We start from the raw sequence: 23,956 nt of genomic DNA, 5'->3' as shown, positions 1-23,956 counted from the left end.
AAAAACTCCTATGGTAGCAGATACGTTAATCTTAGCATCCCTTAGTTCTTATCGTGCGCAATTATTGAAAAAGGCAGGTTTAAATTTTTTCATTGAAGGAGCTTCTTTTGATGAAAGAGAAGTAGAAAAGGAAGGAAAAAAAAAGACACCTAAAGAACTCAGTTGCTTTCTTGCAAGTGCAAAGGCAAAAAATGTTTCTGATCGATTTCCTCATGCTTTGGTTATTGGTTGTGACCAAGTCCTTGATTTGGAAGGACATATTTTTTACAAAGTAAAAAGTAGCAAAGAAGCACATCAACGTTTATCTGATTTATCAGGAAAAACCCATTCTCTTCATAGTGCAGTAGCTTTATTTCAGAATGGTCAAGAAATTTGGGTGGAAGCTTTTAGTGCATATATGTCAGTACGTTCTCTCTCATCGGAGTTTATTAAACGTTATTTAGCTCGTGTGGGAACAGATGTTTTTAACAGCGTGGGAGTTTATCAAATTGAAGGAGAAGGAATCCATCTTTTTGAAAAGATTGATGGAGATTTTTTTACTATTATTGGTTTACCTTTATTACCCTTATTAGAAAAATTACGTCATTTGGGAATTATCGATGGTTAACTTTACAATAAAACGCGAAAAAATAATTTCTCCACGCGCTTTTGTTGTTGGTTCTCCTATTAGCCATTCAAAATCACCGAAGATTCATAATTTTTGGCTTAAACATTACGGTTTGCAGGGTGAATATTTCGCACAAGAAGTAACATCTGAAGAATTTAGCCATTTTCTTGTATCTATACAAAAAAGAGGTTTTTGTGGAGGGAATGTTACCTTACCTTATAAGCAAGAAGCTTTTCATTTAGCAGATTATAAAGATGAAGTAGCAACAATGATTGGTGCTGCTAATACATTATGGTACGAAGAAAATAAACTTTGTGCTACAAATACTGATGCCTATGGTTTTAGTGCGAATCTTGATGATTCTATCCCTGGTTGGGTTGGGGAGACAGCTCTTGTTTTTGGAGCAGGAGGTGCTGCGCGTGCAATCTTATATGCTTTAAGGGAACGTGGATTTGAACGTATTTATTTGCTTAATCGTACAAAAAAACGAGCAAATGATTTAGCCGAATATTTTGGAAAACTTGTAAAAGTCTACGATTGGCACTGTTCTAATGAAATACTTTATCAGGCTGATTTAATTGTCAATACGACTTCTGTGGGGATGACAAATTCACACGAGAATAAAAGTGATTCTTTTTTTTGCGATTTTCATAAAACAAAAACAACAACATTGGTAACAGATATCGTTTACACACCATTGATAACGCCTTTTTTACAACAAGCAAAAGCGCATGGTTTAAGGATAGTAGATGGACTTGGTATGCTTTTACATCAAGCTGTTCCTGGTTTTGAACGATGGTTTGGAATAAGACCACAGGTTACAAAAGCATTACGAGCAGCAATTTTAGAGGACATGGGTGAAGAAAAGGAATGAAAATCATAGGACTTACTGGATCAATTGCTATGGGAAAATCAACAGTTGCTGATTTTTTCAAACAGGCTGGTATCTCTGTTTTTAATGCTGATGAAGTAGTACACCAACTTTATGAGAGTGAACCGACTTTATCTCTCATAGCACATACATTTCCTAGTGTTATTGAAAATGGTAAAGTTAATCGGTTAAAGCTTTCTGAAATCTTGATTAAGAATAATGAAAAATTACAAAAATTGGAAAAAATAATTCACCCTTTAGTCAAAAAAAAAGAAAAAGAGTTTATTGATATAGCGCGCCAAAAAGGAGAAAAATTAGTCGTTCTTGATATTCCACTTCTTTTTGAAACAAAGAGTGAAAAACGTGTAGATAGTGTAGTTGTTGTCTCTGCTCCATCAGCTATACAAAAAGGGCGTATAGAGATTCGTCCAAATATGAATGAGAAAAAATTTGCCTTGATCAATGCTAGACAAATGTCTGATGAAAAAAAACGAGAACGCGCTGATTTTATTATTGATACAGGAAAAGATTTAGAGAATACACGCCAACAGGTTTTTTGTTTAATAGAAGGTTTGCTAAAGAATTAAAATAAATGCGTGAAATTATTTTTGATACAGAAACAACAGGTTTAGATAAAGAAAGAGACCGCATAATCGAAATCGGTTGTGTAGAAATGGTTGATCGTTATCTTACAGGACGTCAATTCCATGTTTATTTGAATCCGCAAGGAGTTATTATTCCTGATGAAGTTGTAGCGATCCATGGATTGACCAATGAACGTTTAAAAAATGAAAAAAGCTTTAGTGATATTGTTGATGAATTTTTAGAATTTATAGATGGCGCTACAATGATTGCGCATAATGCAAGTTTTGATATTGGCTTTCTTAATGCAGAATTAGGACGTGCGAATAAGCCACTTATCAGTGTTGATAATATTCTTGATACATTGGCTATGGCACGACGTAAGTTTCCCATGGGTCCTAATTCTCTTGATGTTTTATGTAAACGTTTTGGAATTGACAATAGTCATCGTGTCTTGCATGGAGCTTTGCTTGATGCTGAAATTCTCGCTGATGTTTATATTGAACTTATTGGTGGAAAACAAGGCGTACTGGGCTTTAATAACAAGGATGGCATCAATGTAGATAGCCAAAATGATAAGAGCGGTCTTTATGCAGTTAAGTCTCGTCCAGAAGTTCTTCCTGCAAGGCTAAGTGTCCATGAAAAAAATATGCACGCAAATTTTATCAAAAAAATGGGTGAAAAAGCTCTTTGGAATGATTTCAAAATCCCCGAATAGAAAGAACACTATTTTTGAAAAGATCATTAAAAATTTAGCAATAACATGATTTATAAAAAACGGTCGTTGTGGGGAGGGGAACACCACAACGACCCTGTCACTACATCGTACCTCAGCTATCATAGGAGGAGCAAAATGAAAGCTATTATATCCTGTAACAGCAAAGAAAAGCTCTAGGTACTAAATAAAACGTAATGACAGTTATGCTTTATGAAAACAAAAAATGGCTTTTTAGAGGCGGATCGATAAAATTAAAAACAACAATTAAAAAAAATATATAAGAGTAAGATGTTTTTTAGCTGAAATGGAGAAATGAAATTGTCATGAAAGCAACAGATCATCTTTTTTTGGTTGATGGATCAGGTTATATTTTTCGTGCTTACTATGCTTTACCATCTCTAAAGCGTAAAAAAGACGGACTTCCTGTAGGAGCTGTAGCTGGTTTTTGTAATATGTTGTGGAAATTACTCTGTGATGCACGCAACACAGCCTCCGGCATTGTTCCAACGCATTTTGCAGTTATTTTTGATTATTCATCTGATACTTTTCGGAAGCAGATTTATCCACAATATAAAGCTAATAGGGAAACTCCTCCTGAAGATCTTATTCCTCAATTTTTCCTGATTCGCCAGGCAACAAAGGCTTTTAATGTGCCTTGTATTGAAAAGGAAGGATTTGAAGCGGATGATTTAATTGCTACCTATGCACAGATGGCAACAAAGGTTGGAGCAAAAACAACAATTATTTCTTCTGATAAAGATCTTATGCAATTAGTGAATGCACATGTTTCTTTGTATGACGGAATGAAAGACAAACATATTGGTGTTGATGAAGTTGTAGAAAAATGGGGTGTAACACCTGAAAAAATGATTGATTTGCAAGCTTTAACTGGAGATTCAACAGATAACATACCAGGTATTCCAGGCATTGGTCCCAAAATAGCGGCACAATTGCTAGATGAATTTGGTACTCTTGATCTTTTATTACAGCGCGTATCAGAAGTTAAACAAACAAAACGGCGTGAAAATATCCAATCTTATAGTGAACAGGTAAAGATTTCTCGTGAATTGGTTCGACTGAGAACTGACGTGCCTATAGAGAGAAATTTAGATGATTTAATTTTAGAATCACAAGATGGCCCACGCTTAATTGCTTTTCTTAAGGCGATGGAATTTACAACATTAACACGGCGTGTAGCAGAAGCAACAGAATGTGATGCGGCCGCTATTGATGCACTTGACATGTCTGTTGAATGGACGAATCCTGTATATGAGTTTAATTTTGATGAAAAAAAAACAGAGAAGGAATTTTCTCATAATCTTTCTAAAAATTCTCCACAAGTTTTAGCACAGAAACGCAAAGATCAGGCACTGTTTCAAAAAGTTATAAGAGAGTCTTATACAACAATTCTTGATGAAAAAACTTTGAAAGAATGGTTATCAGAAGCGCAAGAACAGGGATTTTTTGCTTTTGATACAGAAACAACTTCACTTGACCCACTGCAAGCAAAGCTTGTTGGTTTTTCGTTAGCATTACAACCAGAAAAAGCAGCCTACGTACCACTTGCACATATTGAGGGGGGAGATGACCTTTTAGGCAGTGGACGCATTGTTGGGCAAATTGAGATAGAAAAAGCTTTAGCACTTTTAAAGCCGATCTTAGAAAATGATGCAGTATTAAAAATTGGTCAGAATATAAAATATGACTGGTTAGTGATGAAGCAATACGACATTGTGATACGCTCTTTTGATGATACAATGCTTTTATCGTATGCTTTAGATGCTGGAGTTTTAACACATAGTATGGATGCTTTATCAGAGCGCTGGCTTGGTCATAAACCGGTTTCTTACAAAGATTTAACACATAACGGAAAAAAAATTACTTCTTTTGCACAAGTTGATTTGAAGCAGGCAACTCTTTACGCTGCGGAAGATGCTGATATTACACTCCGTTTGTGGCAAGTTTTAAAACCACAGATTGTGGCGCAGGGAATGACAAGAATTTATGAACGTCTTGATCGACCACTGATAGAAGTTCTTGCCAGAATGGAAGAACGTGGGATCCTTGTTGATAGGCAAATTTTATTACGCCTTTCAGGAGAATTAGCTCAGGCTGCTTTTATTCTGGAAGAGGAAATTTATCAATTAGCTGGTGAAAGGTTTAATCTTGCTTCGCCAAAGCAATTAGGTGATATCCTTTTTGGAAAAATGGGATTACTTGGAGGAGCTAAGACCAAAGGTGGACAGTGGTCAACTTCTGCGCAAACTTTAGAGGAATTAGCTGCTGAAGGTCATATTTTACCACGTAAAGTTATAGATTGGCGTCAACTTGCAAAATTAAAATCTACTTATGCGGATGCTTTACCTTCTTATATTTTTCCCAAAACAGGACGTGTTCATACGAATTATTCTTTAGCAACAACATCAACGGGGCGGCTGTCATCATCAGAGCCAAACTTACAAAATATTCCAGTGCGAACTGCTGAAGGGCGTAAAATTCGTACAGCTTTCATTGCTCCAAAAGGACACTTGCTACTCTCTGCTGATTATAGCCAGATTGAATTGCGCATTCTTGCACATGTTGCAGATATCACGGCATTAAAAGAGGCTTTTGCTCAAGGTCAGGATATTCACGCTATAACGGCGTCGCAAATGTTTGGGGTTGCAATAGAGGGGATGCCCTCAGATATACGGCGACGCGCGAAGGCAATTAATTTTGGTATTATCTATGGTATTTCAGCTTTTGGACTAGCTAATCAATTAGGTCTTTCACGGCAAGAAGCAGGGCGTTATATTCAACTTTATTTTGAAAGATTTCCAGGAATTAAAGATTACATGGAAGAAACGAAGGATTTTGCACGTAAAAATGGTTATGTAGAAACCATTTTTGGACGTCGTATTCACTATCCAGAAATAAAAGCGGCTAATTTACAAGTTCGTGCTTTTAATGAGCGAGCTGCTATTAATGCGCCTATTCAAGGATCGGCGGCAGATATTATTCGTCGTGCCATGATTCAAATGGAAGATACTTTGGAAAAAGAAAAACTGTCAGCAAAAATGTTGTTGCAAGTACATGATGAACTGATTTTTGAAGTACCGGAAGATGAGAGTGAAAAAACCATGACTCTTGTTAAAAAGGTTATGGAAAATGCTACAATGCCGGTATTATCCTTATCTGTACCGTTAGAAGTCAAAGTAATGGCTGCTAAAAATTGGGATGAAGCACATTAGTTTTTTCATTTATTTTTTAGAAAGGTTACCGCCTTGGCAAGGTCGAGATAAGCTTTGATAGGCAAATGATCTGAGGCAATGCGTGCAAGCGGTGAATGGTGACTTTCAACTTTTTTTACCAGTTGATGAGGAAAAGCAAAAATTCTATCAAGGGCCAGAAAAGGAAAGCGAGAAGGAAAGCTTGGAACAGTTCCAATTGTACTATCAAAATAGGAAGAAAAATGGTTTAGAGATGAATTTTTTCCTATCCTCCATTCATTAAAGTCTCCAATGAGAATTGTAGGCATAAGAGGGCGATTTTGCAAAAGAGCAAGGAGCATTTTTGTTTGCTTATTACGAGAATGGTGTAATAAGCCAAAATGCGCGGCAATTACACGAATAAAACCAACCTCCATTTTCAATTCTACAATTACAGCGCCACGCGGTTCAATACCAGGAAGAGTGATTTGTAAAATGTCGTGTACACATCCTTTTCGTAAAAAAAGAGCGTTACCATGCCAGCCATGACCATGAGGTGACATAGTGTTTAGAGGAATTGGAATTAGACCTGTTTCGGTTTTTAACAATTGCAAGTCAATCAAACCAATACGTTCACCAAAACGCTTGTCTGCTTCTTGAAGAGCGAGAATATCAACTTGTAGTTCAGTAATAACACGTACAATACGCGTAGGATTAAAAATTTTATCCATACCTATGCATTTATGCACATTATAAGAAGCAATAGTAAGATCATAATTATCATTCCGGTTGATTGTATCCGGCCAATGAGTAGAGCGATTGCGGATAGCATTTAAAAGAGAGCTATGGAGCTTTTTCTGGACAAATGTGGTAAACCGAGGAAATTTCTGCGTATAAGATTTCTTTGTCATTTTGTGAATATGATGTGCCAAAAGAATAAAAGCTTGTGCTGAAAACTAAAAAACCTTGTTTCTCTCAAGGGGAAACAAGGTTTTTAATAATAGCAATAATTGTTGCAATCAATTACGGTTTGAACCAAGAAATTGCAGCAAGAAGATAAACATATTGATGAAATCAAGATAAAGATTCAATGCACCCATAATAATTTTACGGCCTTTGGTATCATCTCCATCCCCTTCGTAATACATTAATTTAATGTTCTGGGTATCATAAGCTGTTAAACCAGCAAAGATAAAAACGCCTATCACAGAAATAGCAAATTGCAAGGCACTTGATCCAAGAAAGATATTCACAATCATAGAAAGCATCAAACCAATCAAACCAATGAAAAGGAATGACCCTACAGCTGTGAGATCACGCTTCGTTGTATAACCATAAAGCGAAAGAGCACCAAATGATGCTGCACTAATGACAAATGTCTGCACAATACTTTCTGTTGTATAACGCAACAGAATCGAGGACAAAGAAAGTCCAACGAGAGTAGCATAGCCAAAGAAAAGGCTCCGCGCAGCACTTGTACTCAGTGTATTGATTTTGAAACTGAGGAAGAATACCGCCACCAGCGGTGCAAACATAACAATATAAGAAAATGGTGATGTGTAAAATGTGACTCCAAATGGGGTTAAGTAAACGCTGCTATTGATTTGGGCGGCTGCCTGATTCATATCTGTTGTTGTTGCTAATGATGCAATTACATAAGCAGCAGCTGCTGTGATGAGCAAACCAACGGCCATTGTATTATAGACGCCCAGCATATAGCTGCGCAATCCTCGATCAATTGATGCATCGGCATGAGAAATAGATGCCGAACGTAAATTTTTGAAATCAGCCATAATTAAAAGTCCTTTAGCATATGTTCCGTCAGGTGTGGGGGTTAAAAGAATCTGTGTCCTTACGGCGACAGCTCTGTATAAGCCCTTACTTGGCAAACACAACCTAACCCAGGCGCCGCTGGCGGAATTCCAGCATGCCTTCCCCTATTATGGAGATTTATTTAAAAATTACAAGAGACTTTTGTTAGTAAGAAACCTTACAAATTGTTAAGGAAAGAGTTTATTTTTGCCAAACATATTCAATCCTTTTAGAAATATGTTGTGTGTGAAAAAAAGCTTGAATGTGAACGTTTTTTCTTTCTCACAAAGCGAGGCACAGTACGCCATGATATTGCCTATGGATAAATTTGTAGAGCAATCTTTTACTTTGTTTCAGTCTCATTTCACGATACTTCCTATTAATTTCATAGCGTTCCTTATGAAGGGGAGAAGCTAAAACCCATTAGATATTGCCATTTTGATGTTTATCCAATAATAGACTAGGATCATTATATTCTGCTCTTTTCCAATATTGCAAAATTTCTGCGTTAAGATAATTTTTAAAAAGGAATATTTAATCTTTTCTAAAATGGTTTTTGGATGATTCATCATAAGAGGGTTTAAAAAGGGAAAATCTTTCTGTATTAGGTGTTCTCGTTTAAGCTAGATAGCGATGGTTATCCTTTATAAATTAATAAAAAATATTTTAACATAACAACTACAGCTACTAAGGAAACAGTGTCAAAAACAGAAGGCAATGCATTCACAAATAAAAAAATCATATTCATTTCATAGATATGTTGGATGAAATGCAACTATTTTAGGTGAGTGAATAGGTTTTTATTCAGAAAATTTACAATTAGAATGACGTCTTCTTTTCATCCAGGTGCGGACTTCCTCGATAAGCAAAGCTATGACGCCAAGTGTGATAAAACTATCAGCAAGATTGAAAATAGCAAAATAAAAAATATCATCAATATGAAAGAGTATATAGTCAGTCACATGTTGAAAACGGATACGATCAATAAGATTGCCGATTGCTCCGCCAATAATAAGGGTAAGACCGAAGCGCGATAAAGGTTTATTGTATTCAGTATTTTTCCATAGCCATAAAAGAAAAACAAGAATAATGAGCGTGAGGGAAATGAGTCCCCAATGGGAAAAGGAAGAAAAAAACGAAAAAGCAATACCGGAATTACGCACATGGTAGAGAGAAAGAAAAGGAAAAAGCGGAATTTCTGATCCGAGAAGCATAGTGTGCATAACCCAGTATTTTACTGCTTGATCAAACCCTATAGTAAGAGCTAAGCCGAGAAGAAAAAAGAACAGTGATTTGTATTTCATATTCTGGCCTCAAATGGTTACAATGTTAAATAAGGACGACGGATTTCATAAAGCATAATAGCTGTTGCTATCGCGAGATTAAGCGAATCAGCTTTTCCACTTTGGGGAATACGTGCAAGTTGATCACAGCAATTGGCAAGAATATCTGGTAAACCTTGTTTCTCATTCCCCATTAAAAGTACTACAGGTCCCTTTTTGAAATCAATAGTGCGATAATCGGTAGATCCTTTGAGATGTGTACCAACAATCATGCCTTTAAAGTGTTTAGACCATTTTAAAAAGATACTTTCATCACAGCGATAAAGTGGGATGGAAAAAATAGATCCCATTGTTGCTCGCACAGTTTCAGGTGAGAAAGGGTCTGTTGTTTCGCCAATCAAAATAACGCCTTTAGCGCTTATGGCATCAGCGGTGCGAATAATAGTTCCGAGATTTCCTGGATCACGAACGCGATCAAGTGCAACAAAAACGTCTTTGGCTTGTTCTTTAATTGTTTCAAGTGGGTGCCATTGCTGTTTAAAAACACCAATAACAGTTTGTGGGTTATCGCGGCGGGTGATGGATTCCAAGACTTTTTGTGAGGTTTTAATAACAAAACCACCATGAGCTATCGTGTGTGCAGCAGCGTTTTCGGTAGCAGTATTGCCAATTTTACTTTTGGAAAAAATAAGCGTTTGTAATGTCCAACCAAGGTGTAAAGCATCAATTACTAATTTCAGTCCTTCTGCTATGAAAAGTCCTTCTCGATTACGATTTTTCTTTTGGCTGAGCGCTTTAAGATCTTTGATAATGGGATTACTAAGGGAGGTAATTTCTTTAACTTTACCAGTTTTTGATACACACATGTTCAAGCAATCCAACGGCTAAAAAGAGAAGTAGAAAGTGCACGTCCAGCGGCTTCTTCACGCAAGATCAGTTCTCCTGATTCGATCAAACCGCCAAGATTTTTAAATTCATCATGCATTAAAGTATGAAGTGCATAAAAAGAAGCACGAATAGAATAAGCTGTGAGTATAACGGCAAGAGGCTTATCAGACAGGAGTTTCTGACAGTTTGTGATCATAGCTGGTAAATGATCAAATAATTGCCAAACTTCACCATGAGGTCCACGTCCATATGCAGGTGGATCGAGAAGAATCATATCATAATTTTTTTTGCGGCGCAGTTCACGTTCGACAAATTTTACAGCATCGTCACAAATCCAGCGAATGGAGCGATCGGATAATTTTGCTATTTCTTGATTGGCTTTCGCCCAGGCGATAGCTTTTTTAGAAGCATCAACATGTGTAACATCTGCACCAGCGCGCGCAGCAATCAAAGAAGCAATGCCTGTGTAACCAAAAAGATTTAATAATTTAAGAGGACGCATGGTTTTAGCAATTTTTTCTTCCATAAAGCGCCAATGAGCATCTTGTTCCGGAAAAACGCCAACATGACGAAAGGAAGTAAAACGGCCTAAAAAGGGCAGCTCATTCCAAGAAAGTGGCCATGTTTCACCAAGTGGTTTTTTGGGAAAATACCAACGACCAATACCTTCTTCATCTCGGTTTCCTGTAAAGATGGCATCAACATCATCCCAATGCTTTTGTGATAAAGCTGGTTTCCATAATGCTTGACCTTCTGGACGAATAATGTGGTAATCTCCGTAACGCTCTAATTTTCGTCCGTGACCAGAATCAATGAGAGCATAATTTGCACTGACACCTGTTTCTAAAATAACAGGCAAATTTTCCTGTAGTAGAGTGTTTTCGGGTGATTGAAAATATTGTGCAGCCATATTTGTTGTCACAAGACATGTATTTAAAAATTATGTTAAAAGGTTCTTAGACTTCCGTAAGAGCCCAAAGATCGAGAGTCAATTAAAGCATGTATAGGATAAAAGAGAAAGAGCACTTTTAAAGTTGTTATGAAAAGCACCAAAAGAAAGCTTTCGTTAAAGTATCTCATTGCATGTTTGCAATAGACATTTTTAGTTTTTCGAGCTCAATTTTACTTTCTTTGAGAGACTTTTTGCATTTATGGTATGCAAACCAATTGATAAGGCTCCCTAATAGAATACCAAAACTAAAGAAAATAAAGAGCCATATAAAGAGAGGAGCTTGGTAAGTAAAACCTTTAGAGCTCATTTGGAAAGGATCAAGTGTTAATGTCACTATTTGACGGTTAGCAACGATAAAAGCGATAAAAACAACAGTAGGAGGCAGCAAAATAATTGCTAAAAAAATACGTTTAGCTGTCATAAATTTACTCATTTATTAAGCCGATCACGTAAATCTTTACCCGTTTTAAAAAAAGGAATCCATTTTTCTTCAACAATAACGGCTTCACCTGTTCGTGGATTACGACCATTACGGGCCGAGCGGCTTTTAACAGAAAAAGCTCCAAATCCGCGAAGTTCAACGCGATTTCCATTAGCAAGAGCCGTTGAAATTTCCTCAAAAATAGCATTCACAATATTTTCCACATCATGTTGAAAAAGATGTGGGTTCTGACGGGCAATAATTTGCACAAGCTCTGATTTAACCAAAATAGCCTCGCTTTCACACAAAAAAGTTTTTTAACAATTGTGTACTTCACATGCACACATTACATATATAAACAGATGAAAGCAAAATAAAATCAAGAAAAAACAAATTGCAAGAAGCAAAATTTGAAAATACGTCTTCTGAAGGTTATACAAATTGAAGGAAAACGGAATATTTAAGAAATTAGGATAGTATGTCCGTACTCGATCATAAGGAATTTTTTTCAACAAAATCATCTTTTGGTGATGTCTTTAAAAAAGCATCCCGTCATTCACAACGTGTGAGCATATTAAAATTTTTTTTGCCTCTCTTTGTATTCGTTATAGCATTTGTTTTTTCTTGGTTTACGTTTTTCTTTACTCCTGTTGCTTCTGATTCTGTAAATTCAAATGATGAAGGGAATGGTATAACGAAATTAACGATGTTCAATCCAAAATTAGAGAGTTATACGGGATCTCGAGAATCTTATTGGCTGAAAGCGGAAAAAGTCTTTCAAGATCGTACACATTCTAAAATAATTGGATTGCAAAATATTACAGCTGAGGCACTTGTGGGCAAACAAGAACGAGTTTTTCTCAATGCTCAAGAAGGTGTTTATGATAATACCAATAGTTGTTTGCGGTTGAATAAGCCATTCACAATTACAACAAATGACGGAATGATTGCACAATTTATGGCTGCGAAGCTTAATTTCGTTGAGGGGAAATTAAGTACAGATCAACGTATCGATATTCAGCGAGCAGGTTTGCATCTCGCAGCAAATGCTTTGGAAATTCGAGAAAAAGGGCAAAACATATATTTTCACGGTGGAGTACATTTAGTAATTAACAAAAAGTAAGTTTTATGCGAGAGAGATATCATGTTTGTGTGAACAAAGAAATTGAAAGTAATGGGATGAAGCTAAGGAAGTTGTACAGAAAATGGTTAGGTATATATTTGGCTTTGATTGTAGGAATATTAGGATTTAGGACAGTTTGTGGATATGCTGAAGTGTCCTATTTGGGCATTAATTTATCAGACCACAAAGAACCAGTAGAACTTTATGCAGATTCTTTAGAAATACGTGATAAAGAAGGGGTGGCACTTTTAAGTGGTGATGTTTCAGTGGCTCAAGGTGAATACCTTTTACGGACGTCAAAATTAGTTATTTACTATGATAAGAAGCATAAAGCTTCTGATATGTCTCAGGAAGAGTTAAATGTTATACTTTCTGCGGGATTTGACTCAATGAGTATCAAGAAAATAGAAGCTTTAGGAAAAGTTTATATAAAAAATGCTACGCGAATTGCGACGGGTGATAAAGGTATTTTTGATGGAAAATCAAAAATTATGATCTTGACAGGGGATAATGTTGTATTAACCGATGGTGATAATGTAGCAACGGGATGCAAGCTGACAGCAAATATGAAAAGTGGAGAGACTTTTTTCGAAGGTTGTGGGACGTCTAAGCAACAAGGACGTGTTTCAATCATTTTTAAACAAAGTCAAAAGGGTGGCTATTAAGATTTCATGTTTGGAATCAAGAGAAAAAAACAGACGAACGCATGTAATTTTGCAAGAGAAGCTGTAGGAGAGCATTTAAAAGGGACTTTAATTGCTCGTAATTTAATTAAAGTCTACCGTGGAAGACAGGTTGTTAATGGCGTTTCCTTTGATATTCGTACCGGAGAGGCTGTTGGTATTTTAGGCCCTAATGGAGCGGGTAAAACGACGTGTTTTTATATGGTTACAGGACTCATCAAGCCGGATGGGGGGAATGTTAAAATTAACGGATTTGATATCACCCACCTACCAATGTATCGGCGTGCTCGTTTAGGTATTGGGTATCTTCCGCAGGAAGCATCTATTTTTCGTGGTCTTTCAGTAGAAAATAATATTAAAGCTGTTTTGGAGATTATTGAAAAAGATCGTCTTAAACGACGTAAGGAATTAGATGCTCTTTTACATGAGTTTAAAATTGATCATTTACGTAAAATGCCTGCACTTTCCTTATCAGGGGGAGAACGACGGCGACTTGAAATTGCACGCGCTTTAGCTTCTCGTCCCAATTTTATGTTACTTGATGAACCATTTGCAGGCATTGATCCTGTTGCTATTTTTGATATTCAGCAGCTTATTCGTTATTTAACGCAGCGTGGGATTGGTGTTTTAATAACAGATCATAATGTGCGTGAGACATTGGATCTCGTCGATCGAGCTTATATCATTCATGGGGGAAAAGTGCTCGTTCATGGTTGTCCTAATGATATTATCAACAACGTTGATGTACGCAGAATTTATTTGGGAAATCAGTTTTCTCTCTAATTTTACACTTTCTGTGAGTCTTTGTTTAAACTTAAATGATTGATATGGCCGAGCCAGAACCTCATCACATTGAGGTAATTAAATTCATCCATAAAATTAAAAAAATTTTTGATTCCACAGACAGACGCCATTAATATACATTATTTATAAAATAATAGGAAAAATTTTGATTTTGTGAAAATAATAATGACAATATTATAAAGAACCAAGTAGAATAGAAAATTTGGTCATTGTGAGGTAGAAATAAGGGAAAAATTGGTGTTTTTATTGGGGTAGGCTATCAGATTTTTAAAGGGTTATTGTGTTTATGGTATTATAATTTAAGTGACCTTTTTTGATGGCTATAATCTTGTATTTAAATTTTTTCTCAGTAATGAAAAAGTCCTCATCAAGATGAGCTAGATATATTGTTGCATTGATTTAGTTTGTTTTAATTGCATCATGAAAAAGATATCTCTAGATTAAGCGTATAATGAGTGGTAAATAATGCTGCGAATAAATGTACGTGTTGCAGAAAGTTATATGGATAGTGGTAATATTTGTTTTATCGAATAAAATAGCAGATCGGTAATATTATTTCAGATATTTTGATGGTAAGCACTATGGGTTATAGATATTACGGTTGTCAAATATGGTTTGTGATATTTTCTTGGTTTGTATTGCGCATTTAAAAGTCAAGTTACTGCTAGGGATATCAGAACAGATGTGCGAGCTTTTTTAGAATATTTATTACGCTATCAAAACCTGTTTAGATCATCGTTGTTGGGCAACTTAAGTTACAGATAATTGTCAAAGTAAAGTACTATTTTGCTTTGATATATTTATCTTAATAGGATCCAGTTCCTAGAAGGAAGAGGAATGTTTAACATTGTGCACCAACTTGTAATATTAAAAGATTGATGAATTTGTGAACGATGATTTTATCATATATTATAAGGAAATTAATTCTATGGACAATTCCATTTCCTTTTTCTCGTGCTGTTAATTAGACGTTAAATATTATTTATGTTGAGTTGGTAGTGAAATGACATGATTGAGCTATCATCTGTTATGAATTGAAAAGTAGATATATGTCCAATGATGAAAAAAACTAACATAACCCTAAATATCTATACCTTTTACCGGTTTATTGGTGGGCATTTGAGTGTGCAAAAGGAAAATTAAAGTATGAATTTGAGTGAGTTAATTGCACCGGAAGCAATTATTCCGGCTCTTAAGGCGAATTCGAAGAAACAAGTTCTACAAGTTTTAGCCGAAAAAGCTGCTGAATTGACAGGTCTTAATGAACGCATGATTTTTGATGTTGTTTTACAACGTGAAAAACTAGGTTCAACAGGTTTAGGTGGTGGTATTGCAATTCCTCATGGAAAACTACCTGATATTAACCGAATCATTGGTATTTTCGCTCGCCTTGAAAGTCCTGTTGATTTTGAAGCTCTTGATGACGAACCTATTGATCTTGTTTTTCTCCTTTTAGCGCCTGAGAACGCTGGTGCAGATCACTTAAAAGCTTTATCACAGATTGCGCGCGTTTTACGTCATTCTGATGTTGTTCAAAAATTGCGCAATACGCATGATGCTCATGCACTTTATGTTTTATTGATTCAGAACTCAGCATCAAATGCAGCTTAAAAGAGATGGTGTGGTGTATACATTGCCGATAATGCACTATAGAGCATAGGATAAAAATGATATAGCCTACGTAAAGAACTGATGATCACTCATTATATTATGTTATTTTGCAAAAAGAGCATTAGGAAAAAGGCAACTTTAAAAAACAGAGAGTGGAAAAAATTGCTGCTTTTGATTATTTTTTAACTTTAAAACAGTAAAAATACGGTATCTCATTGAGATTGAATGCGAAAAGTGAGCATACTATAATTGGCGGGGAGATATGCGATTTTTTTTGATGTAAACAGGTTCAGTTTGTTAAATTTTTTGCTGATATTTGAAGAGTTATCAAGTTGATAATATTTTAAAATAATCTGATTATTGAATGAAAAATTCATGTTTTAGTAACAACTAAAAGGGTACAATTGGGAGCAAAAATCTGTTCTTATTGACACAAAAATGTTTCTCTTGTTGAGGAAATTAGGATAATTATACTTGAGAACTACGAAGTGTCGATCGCGCTTTTGTTACTTTTTTGCCAATGAAGGAAATCTTGTTAGAGACTAAAGAAGTGAGCTAAATGAAGATGTTTGAAAAGACTTTTATTGCTGCGTTTATAATGTTTCTGGTTAATGCCGGAGCAACGTGGGCGCAAGCGCCAAGCCGTTTAGATCAATTTGAAGCTTGGGGAGCTTATTCTTATAAATCGCCAGAGGATACGATTTGTTACGTGTTGTCCATACCTTTAGAGTCACTTCCAACAACGGTGAATCATGGTGATAATTTCTTTTTGGTTACCAAGCGTTCTCATTCTCCGGTTTTATTTGAACCGCAATTCATGGCGGGTTATACACTAAAAGAAGGGTCAGGAGTTACCGTGACCATTGGAGATAAGAATTTTGATTTTTTTACGAAGGATTCATCAGCTTGGTTAGCGTCATCAGCATTAGAAAAGCAGCTTGTTTCTGCTATGCGTGCTGGGAAAACTATGATAGTGAAAGCTACTTCGAAACGAGGAACTCATACTACTTATACTTATTCTTTAAAAGGAGTAACCGCTGCATTAAATGCAGTACAGAAATGCCATTAAGGTATCTGTGATTCTAAGGTAGTAGTATAAATTGGAAAACAATGGCCATTTCATATGACCTCAAACCAGTTAATGTATGTTCAATGCGACAACCGAATAATGTTGTCGTAAAAAAAAGAACTAAGCACTCTTTAATTGGCTTATCGCGTGATGAAATCGAACAAGCTTTAACAGAACTTGGTGTACCAGAACGTCAGGTGCGTATGCGTGTACGCCAACTTTGGCATTGGCTTTATGTACGTGGTGTCTCAGACTTTGGTGAGATGTTGAACATTTCTAAGCCAATGCAAGAAATGTTGAAAATCCATTTTTCTATTGCGCGTCCGGAAATCGTCGAAGAACAAATATCACAAGACGGTACACGTAAATGGCTCTTGCGTTTTCCAGCACGTGGAGCTGGAAGACCTGTTGAAGTTGAAACGGTTTATATTCCTGAAGAGGGGCGTGGCACTTTATGTATTTCATCTCAGGTAGGGTGTACGCTAACCTGTTCTTTTTGCCATACGGGAACACAGGTTCTTGTTCGTAATTTGACAGCGGAAGAAATTTTAGCACAATTATTGATTGCACGTGATTGTTTGGGGGATTTTCCTGATAAGGATACCCCTAATGGAGCGATTATTCCACTTGAAGGGCGTAAAATTACCAATATTGTTATGATGGGAATGGGGGAACCGCTTTATAATTTCGAGGCAGTTAAAAAAGCTTTATTAATAGCCTCTGATGGAGATGGGCTTTCTTTATCAAAACGTCGCATTACGCTTTCTACCAGTGGAGTAGTTCCTGGAATTATACGAACTGGGGAAGAAATTGGTGTTATGTTGGCCATTTCACTTCATGCTGTGCATGATACGCTACGAGATATGCTTGTTCCAATCAATAAAAAATACCCGCTTGCTTTATTAATGGAAGCGTGCCGTAATTATCCTGGTCTTTCCAATGCTAAGCGAATTACATTTGAATATGTTATGTTGAAGGATGTAAATGATAGTTTGGAGGATGCTAAACAGTTGGTTCAGCTGCTTAAAGGTATTCCTGCTAAGATCAATTTGATTCCTTTTAACCCATGGCCTGGGACTAATTATCAATGTTCTGATTGGGAACAAATTGAGCGTTTTGCTGATGTGGTTAATCAAGCAGGCTATGCTTCTCCTATTAGGGTACCACGTGGACGTGATATTTTTGCTGCATGTGGACAGCTCAAATCAGCTTCAGAGCGTCTCCGAAAATCTGAACGTTTTCAGTTTTTCGAAAGTGCGATTGGAAGTGAATAAACTCAATTTTCTGTTATAAGGAGATGGAGAGCAAAACTGGTAAAAGTGCCAGCGATAAGCCAGTCAAGCAATCGAATATAAGAAGGATTTTTTTTGAGGTTTTTAAAAAGCTTATGAGCTATAAAAACCATGAAAATTGTAATAGGGAGGGAAATGGGGATATAAGAAAGCCCTAAAATGAGTAATTTTTGTGTTGCCATAGGGTCATGGGCATTGATAAATTGTGGTAAAAAAGTCACATTAAAAAGTATGATTTTAGGATTTAAAAGATTAATTCCAATACCAACAAGATAATTACGTTTAGAGCTTTGGTATTTGGTTGATGCTGATTCAAAAGAGAGTGTTGTATGTTTACACAACGCTTGAATGGCAATCCATAAAAGATAAAAAGCACCGGCAGTTTTAAGAAAAACAAAAGCGTGCGGTGAAGCGAAAATAAGAGCTGATAAGCCAAGCGCAACAGTAGTAACCTGAATAGCAAAACCTGTTGCACTTCCAAGAGCACACATAATTCCAGCTTTTTTGCTTTGTGTAATGGTTCTTCCTATAGATAGCATCATATCAGGTCCTGGAATAAGGGCTAAAATCAATGATGCTACAGAGAATTGTATTAATATAGACCATTCAGGGATAAACGACATGTAAACCTCTTTGTTGCCATGTAAGATATTTAAGTTATTTATACCTCTTACATAAAAATGTTTTTTTATACGTTTTCATTTTTACATTTTTTAACATACTGCTTAAAAAGGATTATTTTCATTGTTTGCATAGTTTTTAATTTCTATATACAAAGAAAATAAATACAACAGAGTTTTAAAATGAAAAAGTGGCAAAATATTAAAAAAGTTGTTTTAGCCTATTCAGGGGGATTGGATACATCAATTATTCTCAAATGGCTGCAAAGTAAATTAGGGGTGGAAGTTGTAACTTTTACAGCAGATTTGGGTCAAGGGGAAGAATTAACGTTTGCACGCCGTAAAGCCGAAACGTTGGGTGTTAAAGAAATCTATATTGAGGATTTGCGTGAAGAATTTGTGCGTGATTTTGTTTTTCCTATGTTTCGTGCCAATGCTGTTTATGAAGGTGTCTATCTTTTGGGGACATCAATTGCGCGTCCACTTATTTCAAAACGTTTAATTGAAATTGCCAAAGAAACTGGTGCAGATGCGATTGCTCATGGTGCAACGGGAAAAGGGAATGATCAGGTACGTTTTGAGCTTTCCGCTTATGCTCTTAATCCTGACATCAAGATTATTGCCCCATGGCGTGATTGGGATTTTAAGAGTCGGACAGATCTCATTGAATTTGCGCGTATACATGAAGTTCCGATAGAAAAGGATAAGCAAGGTGAAGCGCCTTTTTCAGTAGATGCAAATTTATTGCATTCATCGTCAGAGGGGAAAATTTTAGAAGATCCATCTGTTTCTGCTCCTGAATACGTGCATATGCGTACTCTTTCACCGGAAGATGCTCCAGATAAAGCGACCATAATTACTCTTGGTTTTAAAAAAGGTGATGCTGTTTCAATTAATGGGAAAAATTTATCTCCTGCAACTTTACTTGCAGAACTAAATAATTATGGTCGCGACAATGGTATTGGTCGGATAGATTTGGTGGAAAACCGTTTTGTGGGAATGAAATCACGGGGTATTTATGAAACACCAGGTGGGACCATTCTTTTAATTGCCCATAGGGCTATAGAATCTTTAACATTGGATCGTGGTGCTGCGCATTTGAAGGATGAATTGATGCCGCGTTACGCAGAGCTTATTTATTATGGTTTTTGGTTTTCACCTGAACGTAAGATGTTGCAAGCGGCGATAGATTTATCTCAAGAAGATGTTGAAGGTGAAGTTACATTAAAGCTTTATAAAGGAAACGTTATCGTTGAAGGTCGCCAAAGTAAAAAATCTCTTTATTCCAGTCATTTGGTAACTTTTGAGGATGATGAAGGCGCTTATGATCAAAAAGATGCGACGGGTTTCATTAAGTTAAATGCTCTGCGTTTGCGCACGTTAGCTATGCGTTCGTCAAGGTCATAAAGAAAAAATAACAAATCGCTTTTTTGTTTAGAAGAGCTGTTGTGTATGAAACACTTAACATTGCATTTTGAGCAATTTTTCTGCTTTTTTTGTTTAATACTGAAGATTTGCATTTTTTATTAATGTCATAGAAAAGATGCACAACAGTAATCATGAGAGCTCCGATAATCCAAACAAGTTAATTATGATTCACGATAAAAATGACAAAAAACATAAAGAGAGTTGGAACGAATGCAGTATCACGACAAGAATATGATAAGTTTTTGGCTTTTTACTTGCTATTATTAGCGAATAAATTCAAGAACCATATACCGTACTGTTAGAGAATTTAATTTTTTAGGATAAAGATGATGATGCGTGATCAATGTGATGCCCTTAGCCTTACGCCTGAATTAAGAGATGCAGCTGCTCAATCAAAAACGTGGCCATTTGAAGAAGCGCGCAAGATTATCAAACGGTATGAAAAAACAGGTTTTCCAAAAAGCATTTTATTTGAAACAGGTTATGGACCTTCTGGTTTACCGCATATTGGAACTTTTGGAGAAGTAGCACGCACAACCATGGTACGTCATGCTTTCCATATTCTCACTGAAAACAAGGTTAAAACAAAATTGCTTTGTTTTTCTGATGATATGGATGGTTTACGTAAAGTACCTGATAATGTACCTGATCGCGAAAAGATGGAAAGTTATCTTGGTCAACCGCTCAGCCGTGTACCAGATCCTTTTGCCGATAGTTATCCTTCTTTTGGGGCAGCGAATAACGCACGTTTGTGCGCTTTTCTTGATCGTTTTAGTTTTGACTATGAATTTGCAAGTGCCACGGACTATTATAATTCCGGTCGTTTTGATGAAACACTTTTAAAAATACTTACCTGTTACGACAAGGTAATGGCAATTATTCTACCAACATTGGGTGAAGAACGGCGGGCTACCTATTCACTCTTTTTACCTATTTCTCCTTTTTCTGGAAAAGTATTACAAGTGCCAATGATTGCCCGTAATGTTGAAAAAGGAACAGTTACCTATATTGAACCTGAAACCGGAGAAACCATTGAAACAGAAGTTACAGGTGGCAAGGTTAAATGCCAATGGAAGGTGGATTGGGCTATGCGCTGGAAAGCGCTTGGGGTTGATTATGAAATGGCGGGTAAAGATCTTATTGATTCTACCAATCTTTCCTCTAAAATTTGCAAAGTGCTTGGTGGAAATCCGCCGGAAGGATTTAATTATGAGCTCTTTTTGGATGATAAGGGACAGAAAATTTCCAAGTCCAAGGGAAATGGTTTAACCATTGATGAGTGGTTAACCTATGCACCAACGGAAAGTTTAGGGCTTTACATGTTTTCAAAGCCCAAAACAGCAAAACGACTTTATTTTGATGTTATTCCAAAAGCCGTTGATGAGTATTATGCGCATCTTTCAGCCTATGGTCGTCAAAAATGGCAAGAGCGGCTTAATAATCCTGTATGGCATATCCATAATGGTTGCCCTCCACAGGTTGATTTGCCTGTATCCTTTGCTATGCTCTTAAATTTGGTCAGTGCTTCAAATGCAGAGAATAAAGAGGTCCTTTGGGGTTTTATTTCTCGCTATGCCAAAGGAGCCAATGCGCAAGTTTATCCGGAACTTGATCAGTTGGTGCAATTTGCCATTAAATATTTTGATGATTTTGTTAAACCAAACAAGAAATTTCGCATACCAGACGACAGTGAACGCTTAACGTTGGTGCAAATTGATGAAAAATTAGCAAGTTTATCTGAAACTGCAGACGGAGATACTATACAAAATACACTTCTTAATGTTGCACGTTTAACGGAGCGTTATCAAGACCATAACAAAAAAAGCCCTGAAGGAGGGCCAGGTGTTTCAAATATCTTTTTTCAAATGCTCTATGAAGTCCTTTTAGGGCAAGAACGAGGACCACGATTAGGATCATTTATTGCACTGTATGGGATTAATGAAATGCGGGCACTGATTGCTGAAGCGCTTACACGGCCTATGGGGGAATAATGGAACAGAGAGCGCAAGAGATAAAACGGCGGCGTACATTTGCGATTATTGCTCATCCTGATGCTGGCAAGACAACATTAACAGAAAAACTTTTATTGTTTGGTGGAGCGATTCAACTTGCCGGTGAAGTAAAGGCGAAAAAGGATCGTATTCAAACCCGTTCTGATTGGATGAATATCGAACGAGACCGTGGTATTTCGGTTGTAACCTCAGTTATGACATTTGAATATCAAGACCATATTTTTAATTTATTAGACACCCCAGGTCATGAGGATTTTGCTGATGATACGTATCGTACTCTCACAGCAGTTGATAGTGCTATTATGGTGTTAGATGGTGCACGCGGAATTGAACCCAGAACACTGAAATTGTTTGAAGTGTGTCGGATGCGGGATATTCCGATTATTACTTTTATCAATAAAATGGATCGTGAGGTGCGCGACCCTATAGAACTTTTAGATGAAATTGAAGAGAAACTTGCGCTTGATACCGCGCCAATAACATGGCCCATTGGTATAGGTAAGGATTTTGTTGGAACATTTGATCTTCATCATAATCGTTTTCGAAAAAAAGATGCTGAGGTTACACAACAGATGGTTTCTGGACCTGATGAAGTTGCAAATTTGCTTTCTGAAAATCAACGCTTGTCTTTTATCGAAGGAGTAGACCTTGCGCGAAATGCTTGTAAGAATTTTGATCTTCAAGCTTTCCAAGAAGGACATATGACTCCGGTTTATTTTGGCTCAGCTTTACGAAATTTTGGAGTCCGTGATTTAATCAATGCACTCGTTGATTTTGGTCCTAGCCCTCGTGATCAGAGTGCTGATCAACGCAATGTCATAGCGACAGAACCAAAAATGACAGGGTTTGTTTTTAAAATTCAGGCTAATATGGACCCTAATCATCGTGATCGTATTGCATTTTTACGGGTGTGTTCAGGGACACTTGAGCGTGGTATGAAGACAAAGTTGGTACGTACTGGAAAGTCAATGACGCTTTCGACACCACAATTTTTCTTTGCGCGTTCACGTCAAATTGCTGATCAAGCTTATGCTGGTGATATAGTTGGTCTTCCGAACCATGGAACACTGCGGATTGGTGATACATTGACTGAAGGTGAAGAGATTATTTTTAAAGGTGTACCTAATTTTGCACCGGAAATTTTACGTCGTGTTTGTTTAGGTGATCCAATGAAAGCAAAAAAGCTTAAAGAAGCTTTACAGCAAATGGCTGAAGAAGGTGTCGTGCAATTATTTATTCCTGATGATGGGTCACCTGCTCTTGTTGGTGTCATTGGTGCTTTGCAAATTGATGTTTTAACAGAGCGACTGAAGGTGGAATATTCTTTACCGGTAAGCTTTGAATCTGCGCGTTTTAATGTATGTCGCTGGATTTCAGCAGAGACAAAAGATGATCTGCAAAAATTTCTTATCAATCACCGCTTTGCGATTGCACATGATTTGGATGGTGATCCAGTTTTTTTGGCAGAAAACCATTTTTCATTGAATTATGAAGCAGAACGAGCGCCAAAAATAAAATTTGCAACTTTTAAAGATTATCAAATACGTTCTGAATAAACAAAAGCTTCTGTTATGATAAAAGCAGTTATCTTTTTTAACAAAACACAAAGGAGAGATAAAGTCTCTCTCCTTTGGAAGAAGTTATTGTAAATTGGCTTAACGAAGACAATCTTTGATCCATTCAGAAACACGTCCTTTAGAAGCAGCGCCAACCATATTCGATGAGACATTTCCATTTTTGAATATCAATAAGGTAGGAATTGAGAGAACTCCGTATTGGGTTGCCAATTCTGGATTTTCATCAATATTTATTTTGGCAATTTTGATCTGATCTTGCATTTCTGTTGAAATTTCATCCAAAATTGGAGCAATCATTTTGCAAGGACCACACCACTCTGCCCAAAAATCAACCACAACAGGGGTGGAAGAGGTGAGAACTTCATTTTCAAAATTGCTCTTATCAATTTTTATACAGGTCATGAGTTTATCCTTT

The 23,956-nt window shown here is 36.6% G+C and carries 23 protein-coding genes; 14 read left to right on the top strand and 9 right to left on the bottom strand.

Annotation, left to right across the window (positions count from 1 at the left end; translation table 11 throughout):
* The first annotated feature begins 10 nt into the window (after positions 1-10).
* From MCS_RS05255 to polA, 5 genes are all read left to right on the top strand, one after another.
* Complete coding sequence (locus MCS_RS05255; RefSeq protein ID WP_024864148.1) at positions 11-607, top strand: Maf family nucleotide pyrophosphatase; 597 nt, start codon at positions 11-13, stop codon at positions 605-607.
* The gene (locus tag MCS_RS05250; RefSeq protein ID WP_004856219.1) at positions 600-1,481 is read left to right on the top strand and encodes a shikimate dehydrogenase; all 882 of its coding nucleotides are present in this window, start codon (positions 600-602) and stop codon (positions 1,479-1,481) included. Before MCS_RS05255 ends, MCS_RS05250 begins: the two co-directional genes overlap by 8 nt.
* Positions 1,478-2,065: a dephospho-CoA kinase gene (coaE, locus tag MCS_RS05245; protein ID WP_004856218.1), complete on the top strand. Its 588-nt coding sequence runs from the start codon at positions 1,478-1,480 to the stop codon at positions 2,063-2,065. Before MCS_RS05250 ends, coaE begins: the two co-directional genes overlap by 4 nt.
* A gap of 5 nt (positions 2,066-2,070) precedes the next feature.
* Complete coding sequence (gene dnaQ / locus MCS_RS05240) at positions 2,071-2,778, top strand: DNA polymerase III subunit epsilon (protein ID WP_004856217.1); 708 nt, start codon at positions 2,071-2,073, stop codon at positions 2,776-2,778.
* A gap of 323 nt (positions 2,779-3,101) precedes the next feature.
* On the top strand, positions 3,102-6,008 hold the full coding sequence (gene polA / locus MCS_RS05235) for a DNA polymerase I (protein WP_004856216.1): 2,907 nt from the start codon (positions 3,102-3,104) through the stop codon (positions 6,006-6,008).
* Positions 6,009-6,013: 5 nt separating this feature from the next.
* Here polA and MCS_RS05230 read toward each other — a convergent pair whose 3' ends face one another.
* From MCS_RS05230 to ihfB, 7 genes are all read right to left on the bottom strand, one after another.
* Positions 6,014-6,877: an endonuclease/exonuclease/phosphatase family protein gene (locus MCS_RS05230; protein WP_004856215.1), complete on the bottom strand. Its 864-nt coding sequence runs from the start codon at positions 6,875-6,877 to the stop codon at positions 6,014-6,016.
* Positions 6,878-6,985: 108 nt separating this feature from the next.
* Positions 6,986-7,759, bottom strand: coding sequence for a Bax inhibitor-1/YccA family protein (locus tag MCS_RS05225; RefSeq protein WP_004856214.1), 774 nt, complete (start codon positions 7,757-7,759; stop codon positions 6,986-6,988).
* A gap of 819 nt (positions 7,760-8,578) precedes the next feature.
* Positions 8,579-9,082: a signal peptidase II gene (gene lspA, locus MCS_RS05220; RefSeq protein ID WP_004856213.1), complete on the bottom strand. Its 504-nt coding sequence runs from the start codon at positions 9,080-9,082 to the stop codon at positions 8,579-8,581.
* A 17-nt stretch (positions 9,083-9,099) separates the two neighbouring features.
* Positions 9,100-9,927, bottom strand: a complete 828-nt coding sequence (locus MCS_RS05215; RefSeq protein ID WP_004856212.1) for a TrmH family RNA methyltransferase — start codon at positions 9,925-9,927, stop codon at positions 9,100-9,102.
* 2 nt (positions 9,928-9,929) lie between these two features.
* On the bottom strand, positions 9,930-10,859 hold the full coding sequence (locus tag MCS_RS05210; protein ID WP_004856211.1) for an RsmD family RNA methyltransferase: 930 nt from the start codon (positions 10,857-10,859) through the stop codon (positions 9,930-9,932).
* A gap of 166 nt (positions 10,860-11,025) precedes the next feature.
* Positions 11,026-11,322 (bottom strand): LapA family protein, encoded by a 297-nt coding sequence (locus MCS_RS05205; RefSeq protein WP_004856210.1) that lies wholly within the window; start codon positions 11,320-11,322, stop codon positions 11,026-11,028.
* An 8-nt stretch (positions 11,323-11,330) separates the two neighbouring features.
* Complete coding sequence (gene ihfB / locus MCS_RS05200) at positions 11,331-11,609, bottom strand: integration host factor subunit beta (RefSeq protein ID WP_004856209.1); 279 nt, start codon at positions 11,607-11,609, stop codon at positions 11,331-11,333.
* 191 nt (positions 11,610-11,800) lie between these two features.
* Here ihfB and lptC point away from each other — a divergent pair, with 191 nt between their 5' ends.
* The 6 genes from lptC to rlmN all read left to right on the top strand — a co-directional run bounded on the left by lptC (position 11,801) and on the right by rlmN (position 17,886).
* Complete coding sequence (gene lptC / locus MCS_RS05195; RefSeq protein ID WP_004856208.1) at positions 11,801-12,445, top strand: LPS export ABC transporter periplasmic protein LptC; 645 nt, start codon at positions 11,801-11,803, stop codon at positions 12,443-12,445.
* A gap of 56 nt (positions 12,446-12,501) precedes the next feature.
* Entirely contained in the window at positions 12,502-13,110 is a 609-nt protein-coding gene (locus MCS_RS05190) for an LptA/OstA family protein (protein ID WP_024864146.1), read from the top strand.
* Positions 13,111-13,116: 6 nt separating this feature from the next.
* Entirely contained in the window at positions 13,117-13,911 is a 795-nt protein-coding gene (gene lptB, locus MCS_RS05185; protein WP_004856206.1) for an LPS export ABC transporter ATP-binding protein, read from the top strand.
* A 1,167-nt stretch (positions 13,912-15,078) separates the two neighbouring features.
* Positions 15,079-15,543: a PTS IIA-like nitrogen regulatory protein PtsN gene (ptsN, locus tag MCS_RS05180; RefSeq protein ID WP_004856205.1), complete on the top strand. Its 465-nt coding sequence runs from the start codon at positions 15,079-15,081 to the stop codon at positions 15,541-15,543.
* Between the two features lie 565 nt (positions 15,544-16,108).
* Complete coding sequence (locus MCS_RS05175; RefSeq protein ID WP_004856204.1) at positions 16,109-16,612, top strand: invasion associated locus B family protein; 504 nt, start codon at positions 16,109-16,111, stop codon at positions 16,610-16,612.
* A 41-nt stretch (positions 16,613-16,653) separates the two neighbouring features.
* Positions 16,654-17,886, top strand: a complete 1,233-nt coding sequence (gene rlmN / locus MCS_RS05170) for a dual-specificity RNA methyltransferase RlmN (RefSeq protein WP_004856203.1) — start codon at positions 16,654-16,656, stop codon at positions 17,884-17,886.
* A gap of 2 nt (positions 17,887-17,888) precedes the next feature.
* On the opposite strand, the gene MCS_RS05165 is transcribed toward rlmN, so the two are convergent.
* On the bottom strand, positions 17,889-18,527 hold the full coding sequence (locus tag MCS_RS05165; protein WP_004856202.1) for a LysE family translocator: 639 nt from the start codon (positions 18,525-18,527) through the stop codon (positions 17,889-17,891).
* A 180-nt stretch (positions 18,528-18,707) separates the two neighbouring features.
* Here MCS_RS05165 and MCS_RS05160 point away from each other — a divergent pair, with 180 nt between their 5' ends.
* From MCS_RS05160 to MCS_RS05150, 3 genes are all read left to right on the top strand, one after another.
* The gene (locus MCS_RS05160; RefSeq protein WP_004856201.1) at positions 18,708-19,931 is read left to right on the top strand and encodes an argininosuccinate synthase; all 1,224 of its coding nucleotides are present in this window, start codon (positions 18,708-18,710) and stop codon (positions 19,929-19,931) included.
* Between the two features lie 350 nt (positions 19,932-20,281).
* Positions 20,282-21,943 carry a lysine--tRNA ligase gene (locus MCS_RS05155; RefSeq protein WP_004856199.1) on the top strand — a complete coding sequence of 554 codons (1,662 nt, stop codon included), beginning with the start codon at positions 20,282-20,284 and terminating at the stop codon, positions 21,941-21,943.
* Positions 21,943-23,520 (top strand): peptide chain release factor 3, encoded by a 1,578-nt coding sequence (locus MCS_RS05150; protein ID WP_004856198.1) that lies wholly within the window; start codon positions 21,943-21,945, stop codon positions 23,518-23,520. Before MCS_RS05155 ends, MCS_RS05150 begins: the two co-directional genes overlap by 1 nt.
* A gap of 99 nt (positions 23,521-23,619) precedes the next feature.
* Here MCS_RS05150 and trxA read toward each other — a convergent pair whose 3' ends face one another.
* Positions 23,620-23,943, bottom strand: a complete 324-nt coding sequence (gene trxA, locus MCS_RS05145) for a thioredoxin (protein WP_004856197.1) — start codon at positions 23,941-23,943, stop codon at positions 23,620-23,622.
* Positions 23,944-23,956 lie beyond the last annotated feature (13 nt).

The organism is Bartonella doshiae NCTC 12862 = ATCC 700133 (genome assembly GCF_000278155.1).
In the GTDB taxonomy this organism is placed as follows: Bacteria; Pseudomonadota; Alphaproteobacteria; order Rhizobiales; family Rhizobiaceae; genus Bartonella; species Bartonella doshiae.
This window is presented reverse-complemented; position numbering and strand designations above follow the sequence as displayed.